The organism is Curtobacterium sp. PhB128 (assembly GCF_004340725.1).
Lineage (GTDB): Bacteria > Actinomycetota > Actinomycetes > Actinomycetales > Microbacteriaceae > Curtobacterium.
This window is the reverse complement of sequence record NZ_SLUR01000005.1, coordinates 168,617-183,330: the sequence shown is the minus strand read 5'-3', so window position 1 is coordinate 183,330 and position 14,714 is coordinate 168,617. Positions and strand designations below refer to the sequence as shown.

Below are 14,714 nucleotides of genomic sequence, written 5' to 3'. Positions count from 1 at the left end.
CCGAGACTCGGGGTGGGCGACGGTCTTCGTGCTGCACAGCACGAGTCCTGTCGCCCACCCCGAGTCTCGTCGAACGGTGGGCCAGCGGGTCAGGCCGCGTGGTCGGCCACAGCGTGCGCGTTCGTGCGGACGGACGGCAGCTTCCGGTGGTCCTTGACCAGGGAACGGGTCTCGCGGATGCGGCGGTCGATGCCCCACTTCGTCACGAGGGCCAGACTCTCGCGCACGATGTTGCCGCTCATCTTCGAGACGCCGAACTCCCGCTCGGTGAACGTGATCGGGGTCTCGACGACGCGCAGACCGGCCTCGAGGGCACGCCAGCACAGGTCGACCTGGAAGCAGTAGCCCTTCGACGCGACGCCGGCCAGGTCGATCCGCTCGAACGCCCGCGAGGTGAAGACCCGGAACCCGCCGGTGGCGTCGCGGACGGCGATGCCGAGGGCCAGGCGCGTGTAGAGGTTGCCGCCGCGGGAGAGCAGTTCGCGGTACCAGGGCCAGTTCTCGACCTTGCCGCCCTTGATCCAGCGGGACCCGAGGACGAGGTCGTTCGTGTCCGCGAGCTCGAGCATCCACGGCAGGTACTCGGGGTGGTGCGAGCCGTCGGCGTCCATCTCGACGAGCTTGGCGTAGCCGTGCTCGAGGCCCCAGGCGAACCCGGACAGGTACGCGCCGCCGAGACCGTCCTTCACCGTGCGGTGCATGACGTGCACGCGGTCGGTCTCACGGGCGATGGCGTCGGCGATGTCACCGGTGCCGTCCGGCGAGTTGTCGTCGACGACCAGCACGTGGACGTTCTCGTCGGTGGCGGCGAGCGTGCGCTCGACGATGGGACGGACGTTCTCCGCCTCGTCGTAGGTCGGGATGATGACCAGGGTCTCGCTCATGGTGCTCCTCGTGCTCCACATCGAATGTATCGGTCGGTGTTTGGGTCAGTCCGACGAGAGGTCTGCGAACACGATCAGATTGTCCGTGTAGTGCCCGGTGGCGGTGTCGAACACGCCGTCGCAGGTGATCAGTCGGAGCTGGGGGGTCGGGGTGGTGCCGTAGACGTCGCTCGTCGGGAACGCCGACTTGGCGGCGCGTTCCGAGCGGTCGACGGTGAAGGTGCGGGTGCTGCCGTCGGACATCGCGACGTGGATCTCGTCGCCGGCGACCAGTTCGTCGAGCCGGAAGAACACGGCGGCGCTCGTCGGGCTGTCGACGTGGCCGGCGATGACTGCCGGGCCGACCTCACCGGGGACGATGCCGTCGCTGAACCACCCGGCGCTGTCCCAGTCGACGGGCGGGTCGAGTTCGCCGGCCGTGCCGCGGTGCAGGTCCTCGAGGTTCGACTGCACGCCGATCGCGGGGATCGAGACGCTGACGGGGGTCGCCGCGGATCGGGCAGCGGGTACGGCCGGGTCCTGGAACCCCTCGATGCCCGACCCTGCAGAAGCAGAAGCAGAAGCAGACGCCGACGCCGAACTCGACGGCGCCGAACCGGCCCGCCCGTCCGACCCGTCACTGCCGACGGTCGACGCGAGCGCCACACCGGTGACGCCGCCGCCCACGACGACCGCGGCGAGCACGGCCCCGATCACCACGCCACGGCGTCCGAACACCGAACCACGCCCGGCGGACCGTCGGCCGGTCACGATGCGCCTCCGGCCGTCGTCGCGCAGCCGCCGAGCACGTCCGAGGTGAGCATGGTCGAACCGAGGGCGGCCCAGGCGTCCCCGTAGTAGGTCGGCGTGGTGGCAGCCGTCCGGTCGGCCCGCTCCAGGTCGTCGGCAGCCGCGCCGGAGGAACCGGCCGCGTACTCGGCGGCGGCCCGGGCGGTGTACGCCAGGGCGTTCGTGTCCCCGGTCACGGCGGTGCCGCCCAGGTCGAGCTGCGCCGCGAGCTGCGTCGTCCGACGCAGGGTCGGGGCGAGCGACCCGGCCAGGGCGCGGTCGTCGGCGGAGCAGGCCTCGGCGTAGCGAACGGGCGTCCGCATCGCGTCGTAGCCGTACAGCACGCGCTGGTCCCCACCGGTGGCGGGCATCGGGTCGACGGTACCGTCGGCGTGCACCTGCGACCAGTCGCTCGGCAGCTGCGACTCGTCGAGCACCGCCGCGGTCGCCGCGCGGGACCCCCGGTTCAGCGCGGTCCAACGGTCGTCGCCCGTGGCCTTCGCCAGCACCGCGAAGGCTGCCGGCGACGCGTACGAGGCGTTGTACCGGTACGGCTCGGAGTCCGCCCACGGCCCGGGCAGCAGGATCGTGCCGAGTTCCGTGGTCGCGGTCTCGTGTTCCAGGATCGCCGAGGCGATGCGCTTGCCGGCTGCCGTGTAACGGTCCTCGCCCCACGCGTCTCCGGCGAGCACCAGGGCCCGCGCGGCGTCGAGGTCGGCGTCACTGGCCGGCTGCTCGTCGGCGACACCGTCGTCGGGCGTCCAACGCCAGGCGAGCAGGTCGTCGTCGGTCAGCATGTGCGTCTTCGTCCACTTCCAGATGTCGTCGAACCGGTCGCGGTCACCGTTCGCGAAGGCGATGAGCAGCCCGTAGGCCTGTCCCTCGCTGACGGTGTCGTCGCCCTGGTCGGTGCGGACGACGCGGCCGTCCTGCACGTACCGGTCGAGGAACTCCGTGCGGAGCTCCTTCGGGGAGCGTGCCGCGTCGGGCGCGCTGGTCGAGGTCGGGGTGGCGACCGAGCCGCTCGAGGCCTCGGTGTCCTGCCCCCACGGGCGAACCGCGATGAGCGCGACGCCGACGGCGACGACCACCGCCGCTGCGGCGGTGACGGGTATCCAGGTCCTGCGGGTCATGCTGGCCTGCCTTTCCGTGGATGGTGACGATGGATCTGGACGGGAGGGGCGGATCACGTGAGCGTGTCGGCGCACGTGATCCGTGCCTCCCGGCCAGGGCGTCAGCGGTACAGCGAGCGGAGCGCTGCGATGGCCGTGTGGACGGCCTCCGTCATCGGGCGGTCGGCGGCTGCGCCGCCGCCACCCGTCTGCACGCCGCCGGTCGGCGTCGCGGCGGTGGCTGCGGCGTCCGTGACCGGCACGACCGTCAGGTCGCCCTTGCTGTCGTCGAGGACGAACAGGGTGGAGACCGTGTTGCCCGCGAGGTCGACGCTGGCGGTGCCCTGCTGGCCGCTGCCGGAGACGTCGAGCGTCCACTTGCCGGAGTCGACGGTGGCGTACTTGGTGGCGGTGCCGAACTTCGCGCCCTCGGCGATGGCGGTGCCCTCGGAGGTGCTCACGTCGACCTGCTTCGCCGTGGTGGCGGCCTGGACCAGCCGGAGCTTCGCCTTGCCGTCGCCGGGCTGCTGCAGGTCGTCGGTGAACGCCGTCGTCTTGAGGTCGGTGTTCTTGCCGTACGCGACGACCGTGCTCGCGTCGCCCTTGTCGACCTTGACGTCGGTGGAGATCACCGGCGTGGAGTCCGGGGCGTCCGAGGCCCGCATCGACAGCACGTAGGTGCCCACCGGGAGCTCCTGGTACTTGCTGACCTGGCCGTACGTGACGTCGTCGAGTTCGAAGATCGTCTTGCCGCCGGACAGGCTGGACAATTCGACGTCGACGCCCTTGGTGTCGGGCGAGAGGTGGCCGACGCGGAGCCAGCCCTCGTCGGCGGTGGCGGCGGAGGCGGTCTGGGGTGCTGCGAGTCCGACGGTCGCGGCGACGAGGGTCGCTGCGAGTGCGCCGACGACGACGGTGCGGCGTCGCTGGGTGTGTGCGGTCATGGTCGTGCTCCTTCGGGTCGTGGTGCTGGTCGAGTCGTGTGCGGTGGTGCTGCGGGCCGCCCCGGGGCCGTGGATGCGAGCGTCCCCGCGAGCCGCCCCGCGAGCGGGCAAAATGCCGGGGTCGTCACCCGGAGCACCCTGGTGTTTCGCCCGCTCGGCGATCCCGCGTGTGCGGGTGGTGCGAGCCGCCCCGCGAGCGGGCGAAATGCCGGGGTCGGCGGACGGAGCACCCTGGTGTTTCGCCCGCTCGGCGATCTGCTCGGCGATCCGGGCGGCGGACGGGGCGGCGGGTCGGCGGGTCACGAGGCGCTCGTCGCGGTCGTGGTCGGGTCCGCCGGGGTGTACGTGACGGTGAGGCGTTCGCTCTCACGCTCGACCGACGCCGGCCGGAACGAATCGGGCATCGCGTCGAGGGTGGCGGCCACGCGCTCCGCCGAGGCAGCGTCGCTCGTGTGCAGGACGGCGGTGCGGAACGGCTGCCCGGTCTCGCCCGTGAGCGGGGTGAACCGGTCGACGCGGACGTCCTGGTCGGCGAGCACCTGGCCGAGCGCGATCATCGCTCGCGAGTCGACCTGACCCGCACGGAACTGCGACTTCGTGCCGTCGTCGGCCCGGAGCGCCGGGTTCGACGCCAGCTCGGTGCCCATGGTCTTCCGCAGGTCGCTGGCCCGGGTGATCGCGGTCTGTGCGGCCGTCGATCCCTCGGCGTGGATGCGTCGGACCTCGACCTGCTGGTCACCGGACCCGAAGGTCGCGACGGCCGTCGAGTTCTCGATCGCCTGGCGGATGTCGGACGACGAGTTGCCGCCGGTCCGCATGGAGTCCGTCGTGATGACGTAGTCCGAGTCCTTCCACCCGTTGGGCGACTGCCGCTCCACGGCTCCGTCGGTGTCGAGCTTGTAGTACCAGACGACGTTGTTCCGGGCGAAGCCGTCCTCGACGAGGTCGACCCACATGGCGTCGTCCACCAGCAGTCGGGAGGACTTCGAGACGTTGTCCCCGACCCACTGTTCGGCCTGCTGCATCGGCAGGTCGAGGTTGCCCAGGACGAAGCCGCGCAGCTGTGTTCCCCAGAGCGGCACCGCCACGACGAGTGCGACAGCGGTCGTGACGGCCCAGGTGATGCCGAGACCACGACGGGTCCCGGCGCCGAGGCGGGTCCGGGTGCGGACCCGACCGGCGATCGCCAGGACGGCACGCTCGGCCGTGTAGGCGACCAGCAGGGCGGCGAAGGGGATGAGCATGATGACGTACGGCACCGGCAGGTACCCGTTCGGGCGGAACATCATCGCGAGCAGGAAGACGAGCATCGCGGCGATCGGACGGACCCGTCGCATGAAGAGCCCGACGACCGCGGCGGCCGAGCCGAGCACGATGAACACCGGGTCGAGCGCCCACCACTGCGACGCGGCGGCGTTGGCCAGGCTGCCCGGGTCGAACAGCGAACCCGATGCCGAGCGCGAGCCGAGCTGGTAGGTGATGCCCTCGAACAGGCTGACCCGACCGCTGCTCGGCAGCAGCTCGCCCTTGACCGCGGCGAGCAGCAGGTACCCGCCGCCGATGATGACGAGGACGGCGCCGGCGACGCTCAGCGTGTACCGGCGGGTGCTCTTGTCGGCGCGACGGATCGCCATCCAGATGAGGAACGGCAGGGCGAGCAGGTACGTCTCCTTGGAGAGCACCGCGATGCCGAGGCACGCAGCGGCGCCGGCGAACCCGGCGAGCTGCTGGCGACGGCTCAGGACGAGGACGAACGCGGCGAGCAACCACGGCGTCGCGACGTTGTCGATGTAGACCGTGCGGTGGTACTGCAAGGCGAGCGGCGACAGCGCGAAGACGAGTCCGGCTGCGGCAGCGGTGATCCGGCCGGCACCGAGGCGGCGGGCGAGGACGAACAGCAGGATGCTCGAGACGGCGGAGAAGAAGACCATCGCCTCGCGGCCGGCCTCGACGGCGAACGGGTAGCGCGCGAACGCCCCGGTCAGACCGGTGTAGCCGGCGATCTGGATCCAGCCGAGTGGCGGGTGGTCGTACCAGTACGTGTAGTGCGTGATCTCGCCGAGGTGCATGATCGCCCAGGCCTGCGCCGTGTACGTACCCTCGTCGTCGATCCGCTGCGGGGTGCCGGACATGTTCCAGGCCTGCACGATGACGGTGACGGCGACGACGGGCAGCAGCCACGTCAGGCTCGCGGCGTGCCGGCGGAACCAGGCGCCGATGCCGGTGTGGTTCCCCGCGACGGCACCGCGGATCGGGATGCCGGTGGTGTTCGTGATGCTGGCGGTCATCGGGTCCCTCCTGTGGTCGTGCCGGCGAGCTCACGCTCGGAAGACGAAGACGAAGACGAAGACGACGAAGGCGTCGCGCCCGCGGACCCGGATCCGGTCAACTCCGACGCGAAGCCGACGACCTCGGCGGGCTGCTCGGCGTTCCGGTGCTGGCCCGTGTGCTCCGTCTTCTCCCAGCCGTTCTGCCCCTTGGCGTGGCGGACGACGGCTCGGACGGCTGCTGCGGCGAGGAAGATCTGGTACGGCACGAGACCGAGCACGAGCTTCACGTAGTCGCGGAACCGGACCTTCTCCTTGTAGATGCGACCGAACTCGTTGAGGCCGACGACCTCGACGGCCAGCAGCATGAGCGTCGGTGCCACCGGGATGAACGACACCAGGGCGATCGCCGTCGGCACCTTGACGAACAGGATCATCAGGACGCTGAGCGGGATGAGCAGACCGGTGGCCGCCTGGATGAACGGCATGGTCAGCATGTACCGGGCGAAGAATCGCTGACGGAACGACGGGAGCTTCTTCCACTCCCCCTTGCCGAGCACCTGGAGGAAGCCCTGGTTCCAGCGCGTCCGCTGCTTGAGCAGCGAGGCGAAGGTCGGCGGGGTCTCCTCGCGGGTGACGGCCTCGGGGCTGTACGCGACGACGACCTTCGCGCCGTCGGCGGACAGCCGGACGCCGAGCTCGCAGTCCTCGGCGAGGCAGTGCGCGTCCCAGCCGTTCGACCAGTCGAGGCGCTCCTTCGTCACGAAGACGGTGTTGCCGCCGAGCGGGATGAACTTCGAGCCGGCGTGGAAGTGCAGGCGCGAGCGGAACCAGAAGTAGTACTCCAGGACGTTCCGGAGCGACCACCAGCTGGACTTGAAGTTCATCAGCTGCACGCCGCCCTGCACGACGTCGGCGCCGGTCTCCTGGAACCGCGAGTCCACCAGGGTGAGCAGGTGCGGGTAGACCTCGTCCTCGGCGTCGAACACGCCGACGACGTCACCGGTCGCGTACTGCAGCGCCAGGTTCATCGCCTTCGGCTTGTTCTTCGGCAGGGTGTCGTCGACGACCACCCGGATCAGCTCGGGGTGGCGGGCTGCGGCGGCGCGCACGACGGCGTCCGTCTCCGGGTCGTCCTCGCCGACGATCGCGATGATCTCGAAGTCGGGGTGGTCCTGCTTCGCGAGCATGTCGAGCGTCTGGCCCATGACCTCCTGCTCGTGCCGTCCGGGCACCAGCAGGGTGAAGCGGTGCGCGGCCGGGCGCGGGGTCTGGCTGAAGCTCGTCGACTTCAGCGCGTCCCGCGAGCGCCACGCGTGCAGCATCCACCACAGCGTCGTGAGCGCGACGATCGTGAGCAGCACGGAGATCGCGATGAGCGCGGAGTAGCCGATCCACTCACCCAGCGACCACGCGGCCTGCTGGACGGCACCGGAGCCTCCGGTCGGGACGTCGGTGGTCCCTCGGTTCGGGACGCTCGACGGAGCGGTCCCCTCGTTCGGCTGGAGCAGCGGCCCTGCGGCCGTCAGCAGCGTGGCGGAGATGGTCATGCGGCGAGCCCCTTCGTGCGACGAGCATCGGTGGAACGGAAGACGAGGGCCTTGTACGCGGCGAACCGGAAGGCGGTTCCGAGCACGAGGCCGACGCCGTTGCCGGCGACGTTGTCGGCGAGGGTCGAGGTGAACCCGAGGACGTAGTGCGAGACGAACAGGCAGGCCGCGGCGATGCCGAGCCCGATCAGGTTCGTGGCAGCGAAGAGCAGCCCCTCGCGCACGGTCTCGCGGCGGCCGGTCTGGCGCTCGGCGCGGAACGTGATGAAGCGGTTGCCGATCCACGCCACGGCGGTCGCCACGACGGCCGACACGATCTTCGCGGCGATGGGACCGTCGGGCATGACGGTGGCGCGCAGCAGGTTGTAGATGCCCAGATCGATGACGAAGCAGACGGCACCGATCGTGCCGAACGACGCGAGTTGCCTCGCGGTGGCGAGCAGGCGCGCAACCGTGCCGGGTCGCACGGTCGGCACCGTACCGGTGTCGGGCGACACCAGAACGGGGGTATCAGTTCGGGTCATGCCCCCGATTCGGGGGTAAGTGGCTCGTGGTTTGGGTGGGGTACGGGCTTACCCAGGTGTCTGCCAGTTCCACGACACGTGCCGTTCATCCGGGGTACGGACGGCCGATCTGTGCAGACCGGACCGGTCTGTGCAGGCCAACAGGGCTGTACGGCCGACCGAAAAGCGGACGGGAGGCCCGTGGCGGCGTCGCCACGGGCCTCCCGTCCGATGGTGGGTCGCGTCTCAGGCGGGACGCTGCGCCGGGGACACGGTCTTGGCCGCGTCGCGCTCCGGGAGGTCACCCAGCGCCTCGTCGATGGCGGCGAGCGCGTCGGCATCGAGCGTGACGCCCGCTGCCTTGACGTTGTCCGTGACCTGCTCCGGACGCGAGGCACCGACGATCGCGCTGGCGACGTTGTCGTTCTGCAGCGTCCACGCGATCGCGAGCTGCGCGAGGGTGAGGCCGGCCTGGTCGGCGACGGGCTGCAGGCGCTGCACGGCCTCGAGGACCTCGTCGCGCATGAACCGCTTGATCATGTCGGCGCCGCCCTTCTCGTCCGTGGCGCGTGAGCCCTCGGGCAGCGGCTGACCCGGCTTGTACTTGCCGGTCAGCACGCCCTGCGCGATGGGCGACCAGACGATCTGCGACAGGCCGAGCTGCTTCGAGGCGGGGACGACCTCGCCCTCGATGACCCGCCACAGCATCGAGTACTGCGGCTGGTTCGAGATGAGCTGGAAGCCGAGCTCCTTCGCCAGCGCGGCGCCGGCGCGGATCTGCTCGGCGTTCCACTCGCTGACGCCGATGTAGAGCGCCTTGCCCTGGCGGACGACGTCCGCGAAGGCCTGCATGGTCTCTTCGAGCGGGGTCTCGTGGTCGTAGCGGTGCGCCTGGTAGAGGTCGACGTAGTCGGTCTGCAGGCGGGTCAGCGAGCCGTTGATCGACTCGAGGATGTGCTTGCGGGAGAGTCCGACGTCGTTGTGCTGCTTGGGGCCGGTGGGCCAGTAGACCTTCGTGAAGACCTCGAGCCCCGCACGCCGCTCGCCCTTGAGTGCTTCGCCGAGGACGGTCTCGGCGGCGGTGTTGGCGTACGTGTCCGCGGTGTCGAACGTGGTGATGCCGGCGTCGAGCGCTGCCCGCACACACTGGGAGGCGACGTCGTTCTCGACCTGCGAGCCGTGCGTCAGCCAGTTGCCGTAGGTGATCTCGGAGATCTTGAGTCCGGAGTTGCCCAGGTACCTGAATTCCATGTTCCCGACGCTACTGGACCCCGCCGACACGTGAGGGGCCCCGCGAGTGCCTGCCGCCCGCCGCGGGGTGGGGCGGGTGCGGTGCGTAGCGGGGTGCGGTGCGGTCGGCCGCCGCGAGCGCGGGTCCCGCGAGGGCCGGTCCCGCGAGCGTGGATTCCGCGAGCGGGGGTCCCGCGAGCGTGGGTTCCGCGAGCGGGCGAAATGCCAGCGTGCCCGACGGCGACACCCGGCCAATACGCCCGCTCGCGTCGTCGCTGAGGTCGCGACCGCGGCAACCTCCCCGCGACGGGCGGGCTGACGCCGTCGCCGCGGTCCCGACCGCTGCGCTGACCGGCCGGGCGGGCAGCGCTGCGGTCCGCGCCGTCGGGCGCCCCCGCGAGCGGGCGAAATGCCGCGGTCGCCACGCAGCCGGACCCCGGTGTTTCGCCCGCTCGACCGCGGCGAGATTCCTCCACAGGGGCGCCAGGATCGCGGGCCGTCCACACTGGAGGCACGACTCGCCACCGTCGCGCCCGCTCGGCTCCACGATGTGGAGATGACCGCCAAACGCCGACTCCCGTTCGCGCTGCGGGATGCCTCGTTCCGCGTCCGTGACGCACTGCATCGAGGGGTGTCCCGCGGCCGCCTCGAGGCACGTGACCTCGTCCGCCCGTTCCACGGCACCCGATCCGCGGTTCCGCCGCGAACCGTCGACGAACGCGCCCGGGCGCTGGCTCCCCGGCTGCGCCCCGACCAGGTGTTCAGCCACGTCACGGCCGCCGCGATCCTCGGCATCCCGCTCCCCCGCCGGTTCGAGGGCACTCCGCGGCTCCACGTGACGACGATCGGGGTCGATCAGGCGCTCCGCGTCCGCGGCGCCGTCGGACACCGCGCCCACCACGGCAGGGTCCGTGCGACCACCAGCCGAGGTGTGCGTCTGACGACGCCAGCGGACACGTTCGTCGCGCTGAGCACGATGTTGACGCTCGACGAACTGATCATCGCGGGTGACGCCCTCGTCGGGTGGCTCGGATGGGCGACCCTCGACGAGCTGATCCTGGCAGTCGGCCGGCGGCGCGGGCTCCGGGGCGTCGTGAAGCTGCGCCACGCTCTCGCCGAGATCAGGCCGGGTTCTCGTTCCCCGGGTGAGACCAGGGCACGGCTGACCCTCGTCCGCCAGGGACTCCCGGAACCCGCCCTGAACCACGACGTGATCGTGGACGGCAGGTGGATCGCGTGCGTGGACCTCGCCTACCCCGCAGCACGGGTGGCGATCGAGTACGAGAGCGATCTCCACCGCACCGACCCGGCCACCTTCCGGAAGGACCTCACCCGCGGTGAGCACTTGAAGGACGTGGACTGGTGGTTGGTCCGGGCCACGGCGGACGACGTCGGCCGAGGTGTCGATCGATTCGTACAGCGTGTGAGACGCCTCCTGCAGGCCGGGCTCAGCGCACCGCACGACCACCGCTTCGCGACGCTTCGGTGAACAATGGTTGACGCTTCAACCAAAAGGGTGCACACTGGCGTAGTATCAGGTTGATGCAGGCGCATGGATCGCGTCGCACCACAGACTCTCGTTCGGAAGAAGGACCACCATGACGCTCACCGCCACGACCATCCCCGGCTACCAGACCGGCACCTGGAAGATCGACCCCACCCACTCCGAGGTCACCTTCTCGGTCCGCCACCTCGCCATCAGCAAGGTCAAGGGCAAGTTCGAGACGTTCGACGCCACCGTCGTCACCGCCGAGAACCCCCTCGAGTCGACCGTCGAGGCGAACATCGACGTCGCGTCGATCAACACCGGCCAGGAGCAGCGCGACCAGCACCTGAAGACGAGCGACTTCTTCCTCACCGAGGAGCACCCGCAGCTCACCTTCCGCTCGACGAGCATCGAGGCCAAGGGCGACGACCTGCACATCGCTGGCGACCTGACCCTGCGCGGCGTCACCAAGCCCGTCGTCCTCAAGGCCGAGCTCGGTGGCTTCACGACCGACGGCTACGGCCAGGTCAAGTTCGGCGCCGAGGCGACCACGAAGATCGACCGCACCGAGTTCGGCGTGAACTGGAACGCAGCGCTCGAGGCCGGTGGCTTCACCCTCGGCAACGACGTGACGATCAACCTCGACGTCCAGTTCGTGCTCCAGGCGGCCTGAGTCCCTTCGGACTCGCTGCCTGACTGAGGGCACCGAACAGCACCACCCGAACCCGAGACACGCGCCCCGGCTCCCCACGGAGCCGGGGCGTTCGTCGTCCCCGCGGCGCTTCGGGGGTGCGTCCGTGCCCGCCGCCCGCCGCTGCGACGCGCGCGGGTGCTCCATCGGGAGCGCAACCGGGCGAACGGGCGAAATACCGGCCTCATCTCGAACTCGACCCCGGCATTCCGCCCGCTCGCCCAGAAACCACGCGCTGGCACGCTCCTCCGGTGTCAGCGAGTGCAGTGCGCACCGACCCCGCGCGGGCGTGAACGGGCGGAAACGTCCGGTGAGCGCGCGCACGACCGCGGCATTTCGCCCGCTCGGCCGGGCTCCTCGGCGTAGCGTTGGGCAGCGGACAGGGGCACGCCCGCACGCACGGGAATCCGCACACCGGCCCCCGAGTTACAACGACACACGCACGACACGCACGACACGCACCACCCGCACCACCCGCACCACGCACCACCCGCACGAAGCACCGCACGCCAGCCCGACGAACAGGAGCACCACCATGGCCACCGACTGGATCGCGATGCAGGCCCTCGCGGCAGCCGAGTTCGGCCGCCGCGTCGCCGCCGTGACGGACTGGGACGCCGCCACCCCCGACTCCGAGTGGACCACCCGCGACCTCGTCACCCACGTGGTCGACGAGCAGCGCTGGATCCCGAAGCTCCTCACCGGGTGCGACTACGCCCAGGCCGAGGCGGACCTCGAGTCCATCGGCGACGACCTCGTGTCCGAGTGGCAGCGCTTCGCGACCGCGGCGACCGATGCCTGGCGGAACGCCCCGCAGGACACCCCCGTCCACCTCAGCACCGACGTCGTGCCAGCTGGCCAGTACCTCACCGAGCAGACCAGCGACATCACCATCCACACGTGGGACCTGGCGCGGGCGACCGGCACGGACGAGTCCCTGCCGGACGAGCTCGTGCAGGCGGTGTGGGAGTACTTCGAACCGCAGATCGAGGACCTCGCGGCCACCGGCTTGTACGCCGCCCCGGTCGACGTCGACCAGGACGCCCCACTCCAGGTCCGCCTGCTCGCCGTCACAGGCCGCGATGCCAAGGTGAGCGCATGACCAACGCAGCACCGAGCAACGCCGCACCAGGCAACGCAGCGACGAGCACCGCAGTACCAGGCAACGCAGCACCGAGCACCGCAGCGACGACCGACACCACCCGCCTCGGCGCCTCCGGCCTCGAGATCAGCACCGTGATCCTCGGCATGATGTCCTACGGCGCCCCCGACCGCGGCTCGCACGCGTGGAGCGTCGGCATCGACGAGGCCCGCCCCTTCGTCCGTCGCGCGTTCGACGCCGGCATCACCACCTTCGACACGGCGAACGTGTACTCCGACGGCTCCAGCGAGGAGATCACCGGCACGCTCCTCAAGGAGCTCGCCCCGCGCGAGGACGTCCAGGTCCTCACCAAGGTGTTCAACCGGATGCGCCCCGGTCGGAACGGCGCCGGGCTCTCCCGCGCCGCGATCATGCACGAGATCGACGCCTCGCTGACCCGACTCGGCACCGACTACGTCGACCTGTACCAGATCCACCGCTTCGACCCGGTGACCCCGATCGAGGAGACGATGGAGGCCCTGCACGACGTCGTCAAGGCCGGCAAAGCCCGCTACCTCGGCGCGAGCAGCATGTGGACGTGGCAGTTCGCGCAGATGCAGCACGTCGCCGACCTGCACGGTTGGACGCGCTTCGTCAGCATGCAGGACCAGTACAACCTGCTCGAACGCGAGGAAGAACGCGAGATGCACCCCTTCGCGCACGCGACCGGCGTCGGCGTGATCCCGTGGAGCCCCCTCGCCCGCGGCAAGGTCACCCGGCCGTGGGACGCCGAGGGCTCCGGTTCGCGCGCGAGCACCGACGAGTTCGGCAAGACGCTCTACCGCCAGGACGAGGACGCGAACCGCGCGATCGTGGGCGCCGTCGAGTCCATCGCGAGCGAACGCGGCGTGAGCATGGCGCAGATCGCCCTCGCCTGGGTCGCGGGCAAGCCCGCGGTGAGCGCGCCGATCGTCGGTGCGACGAAGGAGCACCACATCGACGACGCGGTCGCGGCCGCCGCGATCACGCTGACCGACGACGAGGTGACGCGACTCGAGTCCGCGTACACGCCCCGGGTGCCGTCCGGTTTCTGACGCACCCACGAGCGGACGGGAGGCCCGTGGCCAACTGGCCACGGGCCTCCCGTCCGTCTCCGGTCACGTCCACGACACGTGACACGCGGACGTTTCAGGCAACGGCGCCGCGCTCGCGCTCGAGGCGCGCGATGCGCACGAGCGCAGCGCGCTCGGTGCCCGTCTGGTTGCCGAGCACCCCACCGATCCCGTCGAGCACGAGTCCGGTCGCCCGGCCGACGGGCAGTTCGACGGGCCCGATCGCGGGGGCCCGCAGGCCGAGCATCGAGCGGTGGCGGGGGTCGAGCGTCGAGACGGCGCCCTGGAACAGCGCCTGGTAGCCGGGCCGCAGCATCAGCGCGAGCGGCGGGTTCTTGATGAACTTGACGACGTCGCGGGTGCGGGCCGTGACGGCCAGTTCGCCGCGGTCGAGGTACCCGTCCATCTGGGCGCGGAGCTCGGCCTCGGACTCCGGGGCGTCCTCGACGCGCATGAGCCGGCCGGCGGTGGCCCACTCGCGGACGTAGGCGTCGGCACCGCCGGGGATCGGACCGCCCCAGCGCTGCGCAGCGCGGAGGAACGCGTCGGTGAAGGCGAGGTGCACCCAGCGCGCCAGGTCGGGGTCGTTCGCCGCATAGTCGCGTGCGATGCCGTGGCCGTCGACGTACTGGCCGCGAACGCGCTCGTGCAGGCGCAGCACCCACTCGCTCGCACCACGGGCGGTCGCGGTGTCGCCGTGCGAGACCGTGTAGATCCACCGGATGGTGCCGGCGAGTCGGCCGAACGGGTCTTCGCGGTAGCGGGAGTGGTCGGCGACGCCGGCGAGAGCTCCCGGGTGCAGGGCCTGCACGAGGAGTGCGCGGACCCCGGCGACGATCGTCTGCTTGCCGCCGTGCACCGCCCACGTCGCGGAACCGGGGCCGAAGAAGCCGGCGTCGGTGCCGTCCTCGAGTTCGTCGATCCACTCCGGCTTGCTCGTCGCCCCACCGGTGAACGTGTCGTTGAGGCGGGAGCGGAAGGCGTCGGAGACGGAGGGCATGGCGTCATCGTCCGTCCGTCCCCTGGGAGCGCGCTCGGCTTCGTGCACCCCGATGGCGCCCGATGCCGCCCGATGCCGGCCGATGC

At 70.9% G+C, this 14,714-nt stretch carries 13 protein-coding genes; 4 read left to right on the top strand and 9 right to left on the bottom strand.

What is annotated here, in order from left to right; all coding sequences use genetic code 11:
* Window positions 1–89: 89 nt before the first annotated feature.
* The 8 genes from EDF23_RS10680 to EDF23_RS10645 all read right to left on the bottom strand — a co-directional run bounded on the left by EDF23_RS10680 (window position 90) and on the right by EDF23_RS10645 (window position 9,279).
* Window positions 90–884, bottom strand: coding sequence for a polyprenol monophosphomannose synthase (locus EDF23_RS10680; RefSeq protein ID WP_123294027.1), 795 nt, complete (start codon window positions 882–884; stop codon window positions 90–92).
* Window positions 885–929: 45 nt separating this feature from the next.
* Window positions 930–1,634, bottom strand: a complete 705-nt coding sequence (locus EDF23_RS19225; RefSeq protein ID WP_165901096.1) for a class F sortase — start codon at window positions 1,632–1,634, stop codon at window positions 930–932.
* Window positions 1,631–2,785, bottom strand: a complete 1,155-nt coding sequence (locus EDF23_RS10670; protein WP_131921632.1) for a glycosyl hydrolase family 8 — start codon at window positions 2,783–2,785, stop codon at window positions 1,631–1,633. Before EDF23_RS10670 ends, EDF23_RS19225 begins: the two co-directional genes overlap by 4 nt.
* Before the next feature lie 101 nt (window positions 2,786–2,886).
* On the bottom strand, window positions 2,887–3,708 hold the full coding sequence (locus EDF23_RS10665; protein ID WP_123294030.1) for a DUF4397 domain-containing protein: 822 nt from the start codon (window positions 3,706–3,708) through the stop codon (window positions 2,887–2,889).
* Window positions 3,709–4,007: 299 nt separating this feature from the next.
* The gene (locus EDF23_RS10660; RefSeq protein WP_131921631.1) at window positions 4,008–5,996 is read right to left on the bottom strand and encodes a glycosyltransferase family 39 protein; all 1,989 of its coding nucleotides are present in this window, start codon (window positions 5,994–5,996) and stop codon (window positions 4,008–4,010) included.
* Window positions 5,993–7,525 carry a glycosyltransferase family 2 protein gene (locus EDF23_RS10655; RefSeq protein WP_207895477.1) on the bottom strand — a complete coding sequence of 511 codons (1,533 nt, stop codon included), beginning with the start codon at window positions 7,523–7,525 and terminating at the stop codon, window positions 5,993–5,995. The genes EDF23_RS10660 and EDF23_RS10655 overlap by 4 nt, the downstream gene beginning before the upstream one ends.
* Window positions 7,522–7,992, bottom strand: a complete 471-nt coding sequence (locus EDF23_RS10650; RefSeq protein ID WP_243648889.1) for a GtrA family protein — start codon at window positions 7,990–7,992, stop codon at window positions 7,522–7,524. Before EDF23_RS10650 ends, EDF23_RS10655 begins: the two co-directional genes overlap by 4 nt.
* A 282-nt stretch (window positions 7,993–8,274) precedes the next feature.
* Complete coding sequence (locus tag EDF23_RS10645) at window positions 8,275–9,279, bottom strand: aldo/keto reductase family protein (RefSeq protein ID WP_131845390.1); 1,005 nt, start codon at window positions 9,277–9,279, stop codon at window positions 8,275–8,277.
* Window positions 9,280–9,814: 535 nt separating this feature from the next.
* Here EDF23_RS10645 and EDF23_RS10640 point away from each other — a divergent pair.
* The 4 genes from EDF23_RS10640 (at window position 9,815) to EDF23_RS10625 (ending at window position 13,610) form a co-directional block, all read left to right on the top strand.
* On the top strand, window positions 9,815–10,747 hold the full coding sequence (locus EDF23_RS10640; protein WP_131921629.1) for a hypothetical protein: 933 nt from the start codon (window positions 9,815–9,817) through the stop codon (window positions 10,745–10,747).
* A gap of 109 nt (window positions 10,748–10,856) precedes the next feature.
* Window positions 10,857–11,417: a YceI family protein gene (locus EDF23_RS10635; RefSeq protein ID WP_111086826.1), complete on the top strand. Its 561-nt coding sequence runs from the start codon at window positions 10,857–10,859 to the stop codon at window positions 11,415–11,417.
* A gap of 553 nt (window positions 11,418–11,970) precedes the next feature.
* Window positions 11,971–12,537: a TIGR03086 family metal-binding protein gene (locus EDF23_RS10630; protein WP_123294035.1), complete on the top strand. Its 567-nt coding sequence runs from the start codon at window positions 11,971–11,973 to the stop codon at window positions 12,535–12,537.
* Between the two features lie 146 nt (window positions 12,538–12,683).
* Window positions 12,684–13,610, top strand: a complete 927-nt coding sequence (locus EDF23_RS10625) for an aldo/keto reductase (RefSeq protein ID WP_243648899.1) — start codon at window positions 12,684–12,686, stop codon at window positions 13,608–13,610.
* A 94-nt stretch (window positions 13,611–13,704) separates the two neighbouring features.
* On the opposite strand, the gene EDF23_RS10620 is transcribed toward EDF23_RS10625, so the two are convergent.
* The gene (locus tag EDF23_RS10620; protein ID WP_123673206.1) at window positions 13,705–14,628 is read right to left on the bottom strand and encodes an oxygenase MpaB family protein; all 924 of its coding nucleotides are present in this window, start codon (window positions 14,626–14,628) and stop codon (window positions 13,705–13,707) included.
* Window positions 14,629–14,714: the final 86 nt, after the last annotated feature.

Bases quoted from the DNA above. Each gene is read 5' to 3' on its own strand.
- EDF23_RS10680 (WP_123294027.1), bottom strand. From the start codon at position 884: ATGAGCGAGACCCTGGTCATCATCCCGACCTACGACGAGGCGGAGAAC.
- EDF23_RS10670 (WP_131921632.1), bottom strand. From the start codon at position 2,785: ATGACCCGCAGGACCTGGATACCCGTCACCGCCGCAGCGGCGGTGGTC.
- EDF23_RS10665 (WP_123294030.1), bottom strand. From the start codon at position 3,708: ATGACCGCACACACCCAGCGACGCCGCACCGTCGTCGTCGGCGCACTC.
- EDF23_RS10660 (WP_131921631.1), bottom strand. From the start codon at position 5,996: ATGACCGCCAGCATCACGAACACCACCGGCATCCCGATCCGCGGTGCC.
- EDF23_RS10655 (WP_207895477.1), bottom strand. From the start codon at position 7,525: ATGACCATCTCCGCCACGCTGCTGACGGCCGCAGGGCCGCTGCTCCAG.
- EDF23_RS10645 (WP_131845390.1), bottom strand. From the start codon at position 9,279: ATGGAATTCAGGTACCTGGGCAACTCCGGACTCAAGATCTCCGAGATC.
- EDF23_RS10640 (WP_131921629.1), top strand. From the start codon at position 9,815: ATGACCGCCAAACGCCGACTCCCGTTCGCGCTGCGGGATGCCTCGTTC.
- EDF23_RS10635 (WP_111086826.1), top strand. From the start codon at position 10,857: ATGACGCTCACCGCCACGACCATCCCCGGCTACCAGACCGGCACCTGG.
- EDF23_RS10630 (WP_123294035.1), top strand. From the start codon at position 11,971: ATGGCCACCGACTGGATCGCGATGCAGGCCCTCGCGGCAGCCGAGTTC.
- EDF23_RS10625 (WP_243648899.1), top strand. From the start codon at position 12,684: ATGATGTCCTACGGCGCCCCCGACCGCGGCTCGCACGCGTGGAGCGTC.
- EDF23_RS10620 (WP_123673206.1), bottom strand. From the start codon at position 14,628: ATGCCCTCCGTCTCCGACGCCTTCCGCTCCCGCCTCAACGACACGTTC.